The sequence below is a fragment of the Priestia megaterium genome (genome assembly GCF_023824195.1).
GTDB classification, from domain to species: domain Bacteria; phylum Bacillota; class Bacilli; order Bacillales; family Bacillaceae_H; genus Priestia; species Priestia megaterium_D.
In genome coordinates this window covers 4001623-4016473 of the sequence record NZ_CP085442.1, presented here as the reverse complement: position 1 = coordinate 4016473, position 14851 = coordinate 4001623, and the positions used below count along the sequence as shown (strand labels likewise).

16 protein-coding genes and 1 riboswitch are annotated in these 14851 nt (G+C 37.5%); of the genes, 10 read left to right on the top strand and 6 right to left on the bottom strand.

From position 1 onward, the window contains the following. Positions 1-100 precede the first annotated feature (100 nt). The 4 genes from LIS78_RS20890 (at position 101) to LIS78_RS20875 (ending at position 4855) form a co-directional block, all read left to right on the top strand. The gene (locus LIS78_RS20890) at positions 101-280 is read left to right on the top strand and encodes a hypothetical protein (RefSeq protein ID WP_195782039.1); all 180 of its coding nucleotides are present in this window, start codon (positions 101-103) and stop codon (positions 278-280) included. A gap of 119 nt (positions 281-399) precedes the next feature. Beyond that, the gene (locus LIS78_RS20885) at positions 400-1446 is read left to right on the top strand and encodes an N-acetylmuramoyl-L-alanine amidase (RefSeq protein WP_252284302.1); all 1047 of its coding nucleotides are present in this window, start codon (positions 400-402) and stop codon (positions 1444-1446) included. 191 nt (positions 1447-1637) lie between these two features. Continuing rightward, a riboswitch (cyclic di-AMP (ydaO/yuaA leader) is annotated at positions 1638-1779 on the top strand. A gap of 162 nt (positions 1780-1941) precedes the next feature. Next, complete coding sequence (locus LIS78_RS20880) at positions 1942-3768, top strand: APC family permease (RefSeq protein WP_195782041.1); 1827 nt, start codon at positions 1942-1944, stop codon at positions 3766-3768. A 109-nt stretch (positions 3769-3877) separates the two neighbouring features. After that, entirely contained in the window at positions 3878-4855 is a 978-nt protein-coding gene (locus LIS78_RS20875; RefSeq protein WP_195782042.1) for a cation diffusion facilitator family transporter, read from the top strand. A 38-nt stretch (positions 4856-4893) separates the two neighbouring features. On the opposite strand, the gene LIS78_RS20870 is transcribed toward LIS78_RS20875, so the two are convergent. The 6 genes from LIS78_RS20870 to lexA all read right to left on the bottom strand — a co-directional run bounded on the left by LIS78_RS20870 (position 4894) and on the right by lexA (position 10277). Then, the gene (locus tag LIS78_RS20870) at positions 4894-5871 is read right to left on the bottom strand and encodes a glycosyltransferase family 2 protein (protein WP_252284301.1); all 978 of its coding nucleotides are present in this window, start codon (positions 5869-5871) and stop codon (positions 4894-4896) included. After that, positions 5868-6260 (bottom strand): GtrA family protein, encoded by a 393-nt coding sequence (locus tag LIS78_RS20865; protein ID WP_042452636.1) that lies wholly within the window; start codon positions 6258-6260, stop codon positions 5868-5870. Before LIS78_RS20865 ends, LIS78_RS20870 begins: the two co-directional genes overlap by 4 nt. Positions 6261-6280: 20 nt before the next feature. Next, a complete protein-coding gene (locus tag LIS78_RS20860; protein WP_252284300.1) occupies positions 6281-7786 on the bottom strand; it encodes a glycosyltransferase family 39 protein in 1506 nt (501 codons plus the stop codon). Positions 7787-8002: 216 nt separating this feature from the next. Then, on the bottom strand, positions 8003-8266 hold the full coding sequence (locus LIS78_RS20855; protein ID WP_252284299.1) for a hypothetical protein: 264 nt from the start codon (positions 8264-8266) through the stop codon (positions 8003-8005). A gap of 54 nt (positions 8267-8320) precedes the next feature. Continuing rightward, positions 8321-9448 carry a hypothetical protein gene (locus LIS78_RS20850; protein ID WP_252284298.1) on the bottom strand — a complete coding sequence of 376 codons (1128 nt, stop codon included), beginning with the start codon at positions 9446-9448 and terminating at the stop codon, positions 8321-8323. 211 nt (positions 9449-9659) lie between these two features. Further along, on the bottom strand, positions 9660-10277 hold the full coding sequence (lexA, locus tag LIS78_RS20845) for a transcriptional repressor LexA (RefSeq protein ID WP_013058778.1): 618 nt from the start codon (positions 10275-10277) through the stop codon (positions 9660-9662). A 146-nt stretch (positions 10278-10423) separates the two neighbouring features. Here lexA and yneA point away from each other — a divergent pair, with 146 nt between their 5' ends. The 6 genes from yneA to LIS78_RS20815 all read left to right on the top strand — a co-directional run bounded on the left by yneA (position 10424) and on the right by LIS78_RS20815 (position 14841). Further along, positions 10424-10753, top strand: a complete 330-nt coding sequence (gene yneA / locus LIS78_RS20840; RefSeq protein ID WP_013084723.1) for a cell division suppressor protein YneA — start codon at positions 10424-10426, stop codon at positions 10751-10753. 53 nt (positions 10754-10806) lie between these two features. Next, on the top strand, positions 10807-11475 hold the full coding sequence (locus tag LIS78_RS20835; RefSeq protein WP_042991935.1) for a YneB family resolvase-like protein: 669 nt from the start codon (positions 10807-10809) through the stop codon (positions 11473-11475). A gap of 69 nt (positions 11476-11544) precedes the next feature. Then, positions 11545-11775 carry a DUF896 domain-containing protein gene (locus LIS78_RS20830; RefSeq protein ID WP_195782046.1) on the top strand — a complete coding sequence of 77 codons (231 nt, stop codon included), beginning with the start codon at positions 11545-11547 and terminating at the stop codon, positions 11773-11775. Positions 11776-11942: 167 nt separating this feature from the next. Beyond that, on the top strand, positions 11943-13949 hold the full coding sequence (gene tkt, locus LIS78_RS20825) for a transketolase (RefSeq protein ID WP_195782047.1): 2007 nt from the start codon (positions 11943-11945) through the stop codon (positions 13947-13949). Positions 13950-14097: 148 nt separating this feature from the next. Beyond that, on the top strand, positions 14098-14538 hold the full coding sequence (gene sirA / locus LIS78_RS20820; RefSeq protein ID WP_013084721.1) for a sporulation inhibitor of replication protein SirA: 441 nt from the start codon (positions 14098-14100) through the stop codon (positions 14536-14538). Positions 14539-14628: 90 nt separating this feature from the next. Beyond that, a complete protein-coding gene (locus LIS78_RS20815) occupies positions 14629-14841 on the top strand; it encodes a YneF family protein (protein ID WP_013058772.1) in 213 nt (70 codons plus the stop codon). The last annotated feature ends 10 nt before the right edge of the window (positions 14842-14851 follow it).

Here is a 14851-nt window from a genome sequence, read left to right as displayed (position 1 = left end):
ATCAAAAGTGTTAGGTGGAGGAAGATCCGAACGATGAATCGTTCGGATTTTTTATTGGTAGGGTGAACATAGATTTCATCTATTTAGTTGCTTCTAGCTGTTGATTGGAGGGCAAGGCGAAGACTCCTGCGGAAAAAGCGGAATAGGTGAGACCCCGCAGGAGCGTAAGCGACGAGGAGGCTCACCGGCCGCCCGCGGAAAGCGAAGCCTTGCACGGAAATTAACAGCGATGTCACAAGCAATCCATACTAGAGCATTTATCCCATTTGTTCGTTTTTAGATTGGAGTGATTTCGTTATGGCTCAATCTCCTTTTTTAGTAATTTTTCATCTAGTAGGCTAGTATACGTAGCACTTTTTGCCCTCATGCATATGTTAACAATAAGGAGGGACAAGTAATATGAAAAAAATCTATCTTGACGCAGGACATGGTGGGGCAGATGCAGGAGCAGTCGGAGCGAACGGACTATATGAAAAAAACTTAGTTTTAAAAATTCAACAATATTTAATAAGCTATTTAAATAGCACGTACAGTGACTTTACGATTAAAACCACTCGTACCACAGATACTTTTTTATCGTTATCTCAGCGCGCTTCTCAAGCTAATTCATGGGGAGCAGATGCATTTATGTCTATTCACGTAAATGCCGGTGGAGGAACAGGATATGAAGATTATGTTTATAGAAGCGCTAGCAATGCCAGTAAAACGTTTCAATCAATTGTCCACGGCCAAGTACAGCCAACGCTGCTGTCGTATAATCATCCGAATCGCGGTCGAAAATCAGCCAATTATGCGGTGCTTCGCTTAACAAATATGCCCGCAGTACTCACTGAAATAGCCTTTATTGATAACCGCACAGATGCAGCACTTCTCCAAAATGAAGCTTTTTTAAAAAGTATGGGTGAATCGTATGCAAAAGGAATTGCCGTATATTTGAATTTACCTCGTCGTGCAGTTCCAAACCCATCTCCAACACCAACACCAAATCCATCACCTTCTGAACCCGGTACAAAAACGTATACGATCAAGCAAGGAGATACGCTGTACAGTATTGCACAGAAGTACGGCATAACAGTACAAGCGCTTCAAGAAGCGAATACAGGGCTTTCTGATCCTTTAACACTACAGGTTGGAAAAACAATTGTTATTCCTTCAGGGACTTCACCAAACCCATCTCCAACACCGCCACCTACTCCACCTTCGGAACAATATCCACTTCCAAATGGGATTTTAAAACAAGGTGATTCTGGAGAAGCTGTGAAGCAGCTTCAAAGAGCATTAAATGCGGTGAATTTTAAAGTAGGGTCAGTAGACGGAATATATGGAGTTCAAACGAAAGATGCAATAAGACGTTTTCAGCTTGTGTATCTTCCTTATGATGTAGATGGCATTTATGGTCCTCAAACGAAAAACAAGCTAGCAGCCGTTTTAAAAGCAAAAAGTTAAAGCAAAAAGGTCTTCTGTAAGCGGGCAGAAGGCCTTTTGTTTTTCTGTTAAAAGCGCCTTAAGCACTATTTTATGGTTTACGTAAAATAATGCTTTACAAACCATTTGTACGGGAGTATATTATCTAAGAACAAAGGATAGTTATGAAAGAAACATGTTATCGATCATACCCTTTAACCGAAAATTATATTGACCTGTTATCGCTTAATTCGTCAGAAGTGGGGGACCCAAATTTGTGCATTGTCACTTGGGGTGAATCCTTTTTTTAAAGGTAGGGCTACTCTCATAGCCCGAATCCGACAGCTAACCCCATAAGCGTTTTGGAGAGGAGGTTTAAGCTGTGTAAAAACGCTGAGAACCCTTAGTGTTTTTTTTGTGCGCTTTTTTAACATAAGAAGGTATTTTTTAGGAATAATATCACTTGTTCGTGAACTTGTAACGGAGCTTAGCAATGAACAGTAAATAGTAGCTAGGCAATCATCGGAGGGAAATTACGTGAACTATTCAGTTCTCAAAAGATTATTGATTGGAAAGCCGCTTAAAACAAAAGAGTTAGGCGATCAAAAGCTTAGTAAGCTTAAAGCACTGGCTATTTTATCTTCAGATGCCTTATCTTCAGTGGCTTATGGAACAGAACAAATTTTGATTGTACTTGCAACAGTCGGCGTCCTTGCCTATTGGTATTCGATTCCAATTGCGATTGGGGTATTGGTACTGCTAACGGCTTTAATTCTTTCATATCGTCAAATTATTTATGCGTATCCGCAAGGCGGAGGAGCTTATATTGTTTCGAAAACCAATTTAGGAGAAAATCCTGGGCTTATCGCTGGGGGATCACTGTTAGTAGATTATATTTTAACAGTTGCCGTGAGTGTTTCAGCAGGAACCGATGCTTTAACTTCGGCTTTTCCAACGCTGCATCATTACAATGTAGTAATTGCGTGTTTGCTGGTGATTTTTATTACCGTCTTAAATTTACGTGGTGTAACAGAATCCGCTTCTGTATTAGCTTATCCGGTTTATTTATTTGTTATTGCTCTTATTTTGTTAATAGCGGTAGGCTTGTTTAAAATAGCGACAGGTCAAGTTTCACCTGAGCTTCATCCATCTCTCGGTACAGTAGTGCCAGGTATTAGTTTGTTTTTATTATTAAAAGCTTTTTCGTCAGGCTGTTCGGCATTGACAGGTGTAGAAGCTATTTCAAATGCAGTGCCTAACTTTAAAGAGCCAGGTGCAAAAAATGCTGTTCATACATTAATGCTGATGGGCGGTATTTTAGCCGTTTTATTTTCGGGCATCACGTTTTTAGCTTATTGGCTTGGCATTTCTCCAAAAGCAGATGAAACGGTTGTATCACAAATTGCATCGAGTGTGTTTGGACGAAATGGATTTTATTATTTTATTCAAGGCACAACAGCTCTAATTCTAGTGCTAGCGGCGAATACGGGCTTTTCAGCTTTCCCTTTGCTGGCTGTCAACTTATCGTCTGATAAATACATGCCAAGAATGTTTCAAATTCGTGGCGATCGACTAGGCTATTCAAATGGAATTGTGACCCTTGGAATTGCTTCTATTGTCTTAATTGTAGCTTTTAAAGGAGCGACTGAACAATTAATTCCTCTTTATGCAGTTGGAGTGTTCATTCCATTTACGCTTTCTCAAACAGGCATGATTGTCAAATGGCTTAGAGAAAAGCCGGCAGGCTGGCAAGGAAAGCTAACCATTAACTTAATTGGTGCGCTTATTACCTTAACTGTGCTAATCATTTTGTTTACAACGAAGTTTTCACAAGTATGGTCCGTGCTCATTTTCTTACCGGTTATTGTCTATATTTTTCATCGCATTCATACGCATTATGAAGCGGTAGGAGAGCAGCTTCGCATTAAGCAAGGAGAAAAGATTGGAAAGCTTGAAGGAAGTGTGGTCATTGTTCCTGTAGCAGGAATGACAAAGGTAGTAGAAAATTCATTAAATTATGCAAGAACGATTGGCGATACCGTTATTGCAGTGCATGTGGCCTTTGATCGAGAAGGCGAAAAGAGAATGGAAGAGAAGTGGGAGAAGTGGCAGCCAGATATTCGTATTGTTACGTTTCATTCTCAATACCGCAGCTTAGTGCGGCCGCTGTTTCGATTCATCGATATGGCTGAGGAAAAAGCCCGGGAAAATAATATGGCCGTTACGGTCGTTATTCCGCAATTCATTACGAAAAAAAGCTGGCAAAATATCCTTCACAATCAGTCCAGTCTGCTGTTAAAAGCACATTTGCTTTACCGTAAAAATGTAATTGTTACAACTGTACCGTACCGTTTTAAAAAATAATGAAACATGACTAAAAACCTCCAACTTGTATGTTGGAGGTTTTTAATTTTTATATTCACATACACTAACCGTAATCGAATCTCATCAAAGGTGCAAACGGAGGGATTGCATGAGTGAATTAATTAAATTGTTGCGAAAAGGAAATAAATCGGCCATCATGGCCGCTGTAGTTAATACCATTATCTCTATCATTAAAGGAATTGCTTTCGCTTTAACAGGGAATGTAGCAATGTTTGCTGAAACGATGCACAGTTTAGGAGATGCAGCTAATCAGTTTTTTGTCTTTATAGGTTCGGCATTAAGTAAAAAAGCCCCGACCAAACGATTTCCAAACGGTTTCGGCCGATTGGTTAATCTCGTTCTATTAGGAGCGGTTCTTGTAGTAGGGATCATGGCGTTTGAAACGATTAAAGAAGGATATCACCACATTCTTCATCCGACCAAGTCTTCAGGCTTTATTTTAAATATTGCAGTACTTGGCATCTCGGTATTGCTTGAGATGTTTGTTCTATTTAAGGCAATGAAAGAAATTTTGCACGATGTCGGGATGAATACTGCAGGAGTTAATGTTTTTACGCAAAGCTTTGCTCATTTAAAGAAAGCAAAGCCAGCAACCAAGCTGGTCTTTATGGAAGATCTGGTAGCTACTGGAGGAGGCGTATTGGCATTAATAGCCGTTTTCATTTCACGGTTTACACCTTTTCACCAAGCTGAAGGAATTGCTTCTATTTTAATTGGGCTTATGATGTTTTTTGTAGTAGGACGAGTATTTTTAGATAATGCTGCTGGAGCGCTTGGTGAAGCAGATAAAGAAATGGAAATAAAAATTGGCGCGATTGTCATGCAAGATGTACAAGTGCGTGATATTCAAACATTAATGGTGATGAAAGAAGGAGAAGAGCTTCACGTTGAATTAAAAGTAGAAATTGATCCTTCTTTAACAGTGGCAGAAGCTGATGATATTAAAGATCGTCTGGAAAATCGTATTTTACAGGAAAAAGGAGTAACGGATGTCATTATTGAATTTGATGAAGATGATGGAATTCCGGACTGGGTGCCAAGTGATTTACAGCTTCAAAAAGAATAAAAACAAGGAAGAAAACAACCGTTTTCTTCCTTGTTTTTTTAGCTATATACTTTTTCACGTACGTTTTGAGAATCTGTTGAAGCTTTCGAGAAGTTAATGGTTTCACGTACAACGTAAATAGGTCTATTTTTACTTTCATCGTAAATTCTTGCGATGTATTGTCCGACTAGTCCTAAACCAAGTAGCTGAATACCGCTAAAGAAGGTGATAGCTACCATAATAGAAGTCCAGCCAGGCTGAATGTTTTTACCTATCAGCCAAACAACAATCGAATAACTTAAAACTAAAAGTGATACAAAAACCGATAACAAGCCAATAACCATTACTAAACGCAAAGGCTTCGTTGAAAACCCAATAATTCCATCTGAAGCAAACTTGATCATCTTTTTTAAAGGATATTTTGTTTCACCGGCAAAGCGTTCATCGCGCTCATATTCTACATATGTTTGCCTGAAGCCAATCCAAGACATCATTCCTCGTACAAAACGATTGCGTTCAGTCATTTTTTTGAATACATCCGCTACTCTTCGGTCGATAATACGAAAATCTCCCGTGTCTTTAGGGATTTCGATATCGGACATATAATTTAAAAAGCGATAAAAATACTTAGCCGTGGCTAATTTAAAAAAGGTCTCTCCGCTTCGTTTCTTGCGCTTTGCATATACAATTTCATAGCCTTGCTGCCATTTAGCAATTAATTCGGGAATCATTTCTGGCGGATCTTGTAAGTCCGCATCAATAATAACGATAGCATCACCTTGAGCATAATCAATGCCTGCTGTTACGGCAGTTTGGTGCCCGAAATTACGGGCAAAATCAATAACTTTTACGTTAGAATCCATAGCTGCTACGTCTTTTAAGATTTCAATTGTTCGGTCTGTGCTGCCGTCATTGACGAAAATGAATTCATAGTTAATGTGGTTTTTATGCATCACGGAAAGCAAGCGATTGTAGCATTCATTAGCTACTTCTTCTTCAAAATACATAGGTACCACAATTGAAATTAGTTCTTTCATGCTTTACCCCCTATCGAGTGATTGTTTGTGTGCTTAAACGTCCATATTTTATTAAGGAAAAAATTGATAAACATTCCTATACAAGTAGACAACAGTTGTCCAATTATTGGATTAGCAGGTGTATAGTGTACAAGAAGGAATAAGCAACTTGTATTAATTGCTAAAGTAATAAGGTTTACGATGAAAAATTGAGCTAACATCCATTTATGTACCGTTGCTTGAAACACCCACGATTTGTTCCAATAGTAGCTGTTTATGACGCCAATGAAATAAGATAGTACGTTAGCCAATATATAATTCATATCAAAATGAATGAGTGCTAAGTAACTGATAATAGTGAGCAGGGTATTCATTATACCTACAAATCCGAATTTCAGGAATTTTATCACGGTTGCATAATCCCTTCCATTTAATTTATCTCTTCACATTTTGTCTGGGGCTCATTTTTAGTAAATCGTACTATTAAATAAGATAGAACCACTGAAATACCAAACCCTTCGAGCAGCATAAAGCTTGGAAAAATAAAGAATCGATAGCGAGTTTGAATTTCAATAAGCAAGTGAATAAGAACGTATCCTATGATTAGTAATAAAAACAGTGTATACGGATATTTATCCTGCTTCTTCAGGAATAAACATATAAGTCCAATAATGGAAAGAATAGTAGTTGAAAAATAAATAATTCTTTCATAACTTTGAGCAGCACTAATTAATTTCTCTTTATTAAAAGGTACATCTTCTTGAGGAGTTAATGAAATGCTCCAAAATGTAGATGCATCCGTTCCTCCCCACATATTCAGGAATTTAATGTGAAAGAGATCTAAAAGTTGCTCTTTATCTGCTACCCGTTCTTTAATTACCTCTTTTTCTGCTTCAGCTCGTTTTTCTCCAATTGGCATACCCATAAAACGACTAGCATCCTCTGAAGAATAAGAACCGCTTGTTTCGTAATTAAAGCCAATGACGAATTTCCATAAAGGATCTCTGTTACTTAAAGGATATTTAGAAATACCGCTAGCTACAAAAGAATAGTTGATCAGCGCATTTGCAATAAAAAAAGTAGCCAGTATGCCTACGAGGTTTTTTCCTATTTTCTTTCGACGAACTTTTAACTCAGCAGCATCCATCGTTTTAATGTAAGGTTGAAGAATTTGCAAGATGAAATAAATGAAAACAGCAACGATAATAATGGGTCCTAGAGGGCGCATTAAATTTCCTAACGACAATAGAAGGCCAATATAAAGCCAGCTAAACTTGTTATGAGCAAATCTTTTTATAATAAGGTAAAAAGCTGCATAAAATAAAAAAGTAGCTAAATGCTGATTAGTTAACACTGAGCTATAGAGAATGTTCGGAATGTAGAACGCATACAGAAAAGCTGCCATTCTCCCAGCAAGTTCGTTAAATACTTTAGCGCCAATTAAATAAATAAAAATAACGGTTCCAGTGGAATAAAAAATATTTAACAATTTTAATATAAAAATATTATCTCCAAAACAGCGAATAATAACAGATTCATAGAATGAAAAGCCTAGCTGATATACCCATGTAGTGAAATAAACGCTTTGGTTAAATTCATAATTTCCTTTTGCTATATTACGCGCGGCATCTAACATGACAAGAAAGTCAGATTTTACAGGCGTTTGAACAGAAAGCATCCATGCTAATCGAATACCTAAGGTCAAAACGATCAGTGAAATAAAAAAAACAGTTTTGTTCATGTATCTACTTGCAATAGCTATTAGAAAAATGACAAGGAAAGTGATAAATATTCCTTCAATAATAAATGAATTACTTAAAGCCAAGCCTTTTAATTCCAATGAATTTGTCATCGTACTATAACTGCCCCATAGAGACCATGTAAGAATAATGACACATAAAAAGATCAGGCTTTTGGATAAAAATGAGTTAAGCATATTACCTCCTGCAAATTATTTCATAGATAAGGTACAAAATTCCTACCCTATGATACCATATTTTATCATTTTGTATATATTTTTCTTATAGAGTATAATGTTAGATTGTTCTGAAATTACAATAGCGGCATAACGTTTGATAAAAGGGTAAGCCGAGTAGGAAAAAGATTTCATAATAGAAAAAGCTGTTTGCATCCATACGTATGCGAACAGCTTTTATGTTTTAAATCGATCTTTTAATAAATTCCATAGGGAACTCACTCCGAGACTAATGCTGATCAGAATTCCTGATAGAGCTACTATTAAAGCGATATATTCAAAGATAGAAAACTGCTTCATACTATCCCAATTGATGTTTCCCTTTAGTTTGCTAATAACTAAATTCATTCCGTAAATACCGGAAAGAACCGTATAAATCGTTAAAATTAATAATAAGTAATTGTGACGCTTGGCTGCGATTTTCTCTTGATTTTGGTACAAAGTACCAAGGGTTTCTTTGACTTCTTGATAAAGAGAATTGATGTGGAAAATTTTTTAAAAGAGCTCAGAAAACTCTTGACCTTCTGTGCGAGAGCTAATTTCTAAAAAAAAATATTTACCTGAAAACACGGTAATAGAGCGGATTAGTCGTTCAATGCCCTCTGAATTTTTATGAAACGTGAGCTGAGAATACTCATAAGATAGTTTTAGCAACACGATTTTATAGAAAAAATGTAAAAATAAATTATAGTAATGCTGGCCAAATAAATGATTCATCAAAAGCTGATCTGTTTTAGAGTCTGTCGATTTAGAAATACACGAAAACACATGGTCTGTTATGACGTAATAGGTTTCAGGAGCCCATCTGGAATACACGTGTTTAGTATTATACGTTTTAATATACTCATGATTGTGTGCAGAAATAAACGCTTTCCCCTCAGGCGTATAACTATTTAGCTGCCCAGTACGAAATAAAGTTGTGGAATTAATCTCTTGCTCTTGATTTACCGTTACATAACTTAACACAAACATCCGTTCATCGATAAAATAAGGAAGGCTCCCAACGTGCTGTTCAGGTGTGGCTTCTTTTTTGATGTGTTCGTTCAAAAATGGCGCGAGCTGTGAAAAAATATAATCTTGTACTTTGCTATAGGGATGATGTTCATAGGTAATGGTGGATCCATGCTCTTCAGCAAGCTTCGGTTCTAATACACGAAAATGATTCATGAATTCTAAAATATCATCATAGGTGTAATGATTATGGCTCATCTCAGTGCGAATGGTCATGACGCCAATTTCAAAAGGACATAAAAAAACATCCACAGACAGCACGTTGCTAGACACGGTGGTGGAGAAAGTGTGTAACGTAATGGTATGGTCTATTTTTTTTGAAAATCGAAGCAACCCTTCTTTTTCGCACGAGTCAGGGAATAGAATGCATTCAATGTAAGGAAGAAAATATTGATCCAGGCTATCATGAGATACGTAATATTGTTCTCCGTAGTATTCTTTTTCTAAATGTTTGTTTTGAATGGAAAAAAACTCGAACAAATTTACTTCCAGTGCATGAACAAGCTGCTCTTTATTTTTTCGATCAAAGGAAAAAGGAAAAAGAAACATGTTCATTGCTTTGGTAGGTACAATGGTTTGAAATGGTTCTGTTTTCCTTGGTGTATTGGTCATAAACTACATCCTTCTTATGGTCGGTTGTATTTCCTTGTAAGAGTCGAGGAAATGCAGATAGAAAGTAAAAGGTAAAACAAGCTTTACAAAAACCGTTCTACCTGCCTGCAATGATTCAGCGTATCATTTATAATATGCCAATTTTTTTAGAAAACAAACGTAAAAAAACCAACTAACATCATGATTAGTTGGTTTTACATACAGTGTCTGACTAGTGAATTGTGCGATATACACCAGTTACTTTTCCTAAAATCGTTACGTGGCGAAGAATAATAGGCGCCATCGTTGAATTTTCAGGCTGTAAACGAACGAAATTTTCTTCTTTAAAGAAACGTTTTACCGTTGCTTCGTTGTCTTCGGTCATAGCCACCACAATATCTCCATTATTAGCTGTTTGCTGCTGACGTACGATTACCATATCGCCATCTAGAATACCTGCTTCAATCATACTTTCTCCCATAATTTCAAGCATAAATACATGATCATCTGGAGAAACGAATTTATCTGGAAGAGGGAAATATTCTTCCACATTTTCAACAGCTGTTATAGGAAGACCCGCTGTTACTTTACCGATAACAGGAACATTAATGACATTGCTTTTAGGGATGTTTACTTCGTCTAGTTGAAGAACTTCGATTGCTCTTGGTTTTGTTGGATCTCTGCGAATTAACCCTTTGCTTTCTAAACGAGCTAAATGCCCGTGTACAGTGGAGCTAGAGGCTAATCCTACCGCTTCCCCAATCTCACGAACAGAAGGCGGATAACCTTTTAATTTTACTTCGTGCTTAATAAAATCTAGTATGTCTTGTTGACGTTTTGATAGCTTCATATTTTTCACCTCGATTTTAGCTATTCTTTAGGTGAATTATACCACGTGATGTGTCAATATACAAACATAAGTTCGAAGAATTCCATTGACAGAAACAAATGTTCTCAATAAAATAAGAACATATATTCTGATAGGGGGATCATAATATGCAACAATTCTTACATTCTATGAAACATTACGCTATTTTTTTTGCAGTTATCGCTGCACTTACATATGTATTGACGCTGGTTTTAGGAGCGGATAAAGTAGATTTAGACAAATATTCAACGGTTACTATTACAAAAGGAGATACGCTTTGGGAATTGTCCAACAAGTATCATAATCACCATCATTTGACCACCAATGAATTTGTCAAATGGGTTGAAGACGTCAATGATTTAAACTCAGACACTGCCCAGTCTTTATCTCCTGGAGATAAATTATATATTCCTGTTTTAAAAAAAGAGTTACATAATCAAGTGGCAATTGAACAGTAGTGTGTAACGGCCGTTCCTGAATATTGTTAGAAGCCGAAAAGGTCGTGATAAAAGTGGACGCCATTATTTATTGCCGTGTCAGTACGGATAAAAAAACCCAAGAAACATCTTTACAGCGCCAGCAAGAAGAATTAAAAAAGCTTGCTGATCTTCACCATCTAGAGGTAAAAAAAGTCGTAATGGAAAAAGCAAGCGGATATGACGTAGACAGAGAGGGTATTTTGGATGTTCTTCATACAATGAAAGAAGAAAAAATATCTGTGCTGCTCATTCAAGACGAAACACGATTAGGCAGAGGAAATGCCCGAATTGCGCTGCTTCATGCTTTTCATAAAGAAAATGCTACGATCTATACGATTAGTCATCAAGGTCAGCTTCAGCTTTCAGAATCTGATTCGATGGTGTTAGATATTATTAGCTTAGTGGAAGAGCATCAGCGAAAATTACATAATGCTAAAATTAAAAGAGGAATGAAAAGAGCCGTCGAAAACGGCTATCGTCCGCAGCAAAATTTAAAAAATCAAGGAGTTAACTCGGGAAGAGAAAAAAAAGAAGCGCCGATTGAAGAAATTGTACGCCTTCGTCATAACGGCTTAACCTTTGCTGAAATTTCAGTTACGCTAAAAGGTTTTGGTTATAATATTTCAAAAGCGACGGTACATCGCCGCTATCAAGAGTATCAAGAGAGTGCTCAATCTCTTGATAAAACGAAAGAGATTTAGTAAGATGACTACATGCTGCCGGAACGGTTCGGTAATTTTAATTATTGATTATAAGGAGATAGGTTTTATATGCTATCAAAAGATAAACTTACTCGTATTAATGCTCTTTCAAAAAAGGCAAAGGCTGAAGGGCTGACAGAATCTGAAGCGAAAGAACAGCAAGAGCTACGTCAGGAATATTTAAAAGTTTTCCGACAATCTATGACAAATCACCTTCATACGATTAAAGTTGTGGACGAAGAAGGTAAAGATGTTACGCCTAAGAAGTTAAAAGAGAGTAAAAAGAAGCGTCTTCACTAAGACGTTCTAGTAAAACTAGAGGGAGTGTTCCCTCTAGTTTTTTGTATATTTTTAATAAGGGGCACAAAAACTGTAAAAGTGGAAATTTTTTTGGTTCAAGTATTGTACAAATAAGCAAATCATTAGTATGATAACATATGTACATAGTTTTGAAAGGAATGAAGAGTATGACACAACGTATTGAAGATCTTTCGATTGCAACAATTCGTACTTTATCAATCGATGCGATTGAAAAAGCAAATTCAGGTCACCCAGGTATGCCAATGGGAGCTGCTCCAATGGCATATACATTGTGGACAAAATTTATGAACATCAATCCAAAGAATCCAAACTGGTTCAACCGTGACCGCTTTGTATTATCAGCAGGACACGGATCGGCACTATTATACAGCTTGCTTCATTTAGCTGGATATGACTTATCAATTGAAGACCTTAAAAACTTCCGTCAATGGGGAAGTAAAACACCAGGTCATCCGGAGTTCGGTCATACAGCAGGTGTTGATGCAACAACTGGCCCACTAGGACAAGGTATTGCAATGGCTGTTGGTAAAGCAATGGCAGAACGTCATTTAGCTGAAACATACAACAAAGAAGGTTTAGAAATTGTAGACCACTTTACGTATGGTATTTGTGGTGACGGAGACTTAATGGAAGGTGTATCTGCTGAAGCAGCTTCATTAGCGGCACACTTAAAATTAGGACGCTTAGTTGTTTTATACGATTCAAATGATATTTCTTTAGACGGAGATTTAGATCGCTCGTTCTCTGAGAACGTAGAAGATCGTTTCAAAGCTTACGGATGGCAAGTAATCCGCGTTGAAGACGGCAATGACTTGACAGCGATTGCAAACGCAATCGAAGAAGCAAAAGGCGATTTAACACGCCCAACGCTAATTGAAGTAAAAACAACAATCGGATTTGGTTCTCCAAACCACGCGGGTACTTCTGGCGTGCACGGTTCTCCATTAGGTTCCGATGAAACAAAATTAACAAAAGAAGCTTATGCATGGACATTTGAAGAAGATTTCTATGTGCCAGAAGAAGTGTATGCTCACTTCAAAGCTACAATTGCTGAAGATGGCCAAAAGAAAGAAAACGAATGGAACGATGTATTTGCACAGTATAAAGAAAAATATCCTGAACTAGGTCGTCAATTTGAACTAGCAGTAGAAGGAAAGTTACCGGAAGGCTGGGAAGAAACGCTTCCAGCATACGAAACGGGTTCAAGCTTAGCTAGCCGTGCTTCTTCTGGAGAAGTATTAAACGCAGTAGCACAAGCTGTACCTCAATTCTTCGGCGGTTCAGCTGACTTAGCTGGCTCAAATAAAACAATGATTAAAGGTTCAGAAGACTTCACTGCAGCTGATTACAGCGGACGTAATATCTGGTTCGGTGTACGTGAATTTGCAATGGGAGCTGCATTAAACGGTATGGCTCTACACGGCGGTGTAAAAGTATTCGGAGGAACATTCTTTGTATTCTCTGATTATCTTCGCCCAGCAATTCGCTTAGCAGCTTTAATGAAGCTTCCTGTAACATATGTATTTACACATGACAGTATCGCAGTTGGAGAAGACGGCCCAACACATGAGCCAATTGAACAATTGCCATCACTTCGTGCAATGCCAGGTCTTTCAGTGGTTCGTCCTGCAGATGCAAATGAAACAGCTGCTGCATGGCGCTTAGCATTAGAGTCAACTGACCGCCCAACGGCGCTTGTATTGACTCGTCAAAACTTGCCAACGCTTGAAGGTACAAAAGAAAATGCATACGAAGGCGTGTCTAAAGGTGCGTACGTTGTATCTAAAGCTGGTAAAGACCAAGCGGATGCATTAATACTTGCAACAGGCTCTGAAGTAAGCCTAGCAGTAGATGCACAAAAAGCATTAGCTGCAGAAGGCATTGACGTATCTGTAGTAAGTATGCCTGCATGGGATCGTTTCGAAGAGCAATCTGCTGAGTACAAAGAAAGTGTTATCCCTAAATCAGTGAAAAAACGTTTAGGTATTGAAATGGCTTCTACACTTGGATGGGAACGCTATGTTGGAGACGAAGGACAAGTTCTTGGTATTAATCACTTCGGTGCATCTGCTCCTGGTGAAACAATCATGAAAGAATTTGGTTTTACAGTTGAAAATGTAGTAGCAAAAGTGAAAAGCTTGCTTAATGCATAATTCTTCTTCATAAGAAAGAGCAGACTCCTGTGGTCTGCTCTTTTTTTCGACAAAAAAACAAAGGAATTTTTTCATCGATAGACAAGCATTGCGTATACCATTCGGTATAATGGTACAAAAAAGAACGAGCCGAAAGGGAGGATGAATCGTGAGAACGTATGAAGTATATTTAATGGAGGAAGAAGTTGCATCATCCTATTTTCGAAGAGAAAAGCTCATCTATCAGCTGCTGATTGAATATAGAATGAAACGTCACTTGCAGGAAACGCACTTACAAAAACAAGTTCATTACATTACTCGCCAACTGCCCATTTCATTTATTCAACGAGAATTGCTTCAGGCGTTTTCTCATTATCCTCATTTTTTTACTCATCAGGAGACGTTTGTGCTGGAATATCCTCATAAAAAAAGTCGAGCATCTATAAAATTAACGAATCGCTGTATAACAATTGAAGGAGATGGCAATGTTGATGCTGAGACAGCTTTTTTTGAAGTATTACGCAAGCTAGATCCTTGTTTTTTAGCAGTGAATTATGGAACGGATGAATACGGCTGGCTGAGGCCTGTGAAAACAAGAAAATTTGTGTAATTATTTAAGGAAATTGGAACGGAAATATTGTATAATAGCGTATGGTCTAGTACACTGTAAGTTAGACAACATGAAGGAGGAAGTAATACCATGGGAATGTATATTCTAGTTGGTGTTCTAGCATTAATTGTTGGGATAGCGCTAGGATTTTTCATTGCTCGTAAATATATGATGAGCTATCTGAAGAAAAATCCACCAATTAATGAACAAATGTTAAAAATGATGATGATGCAAATGGGCATGAAACCATCGCAGAAAAAAATTAACCAAATGATGAAAGCAATGAACGGCCAAATTAAATAATGGTTAATTG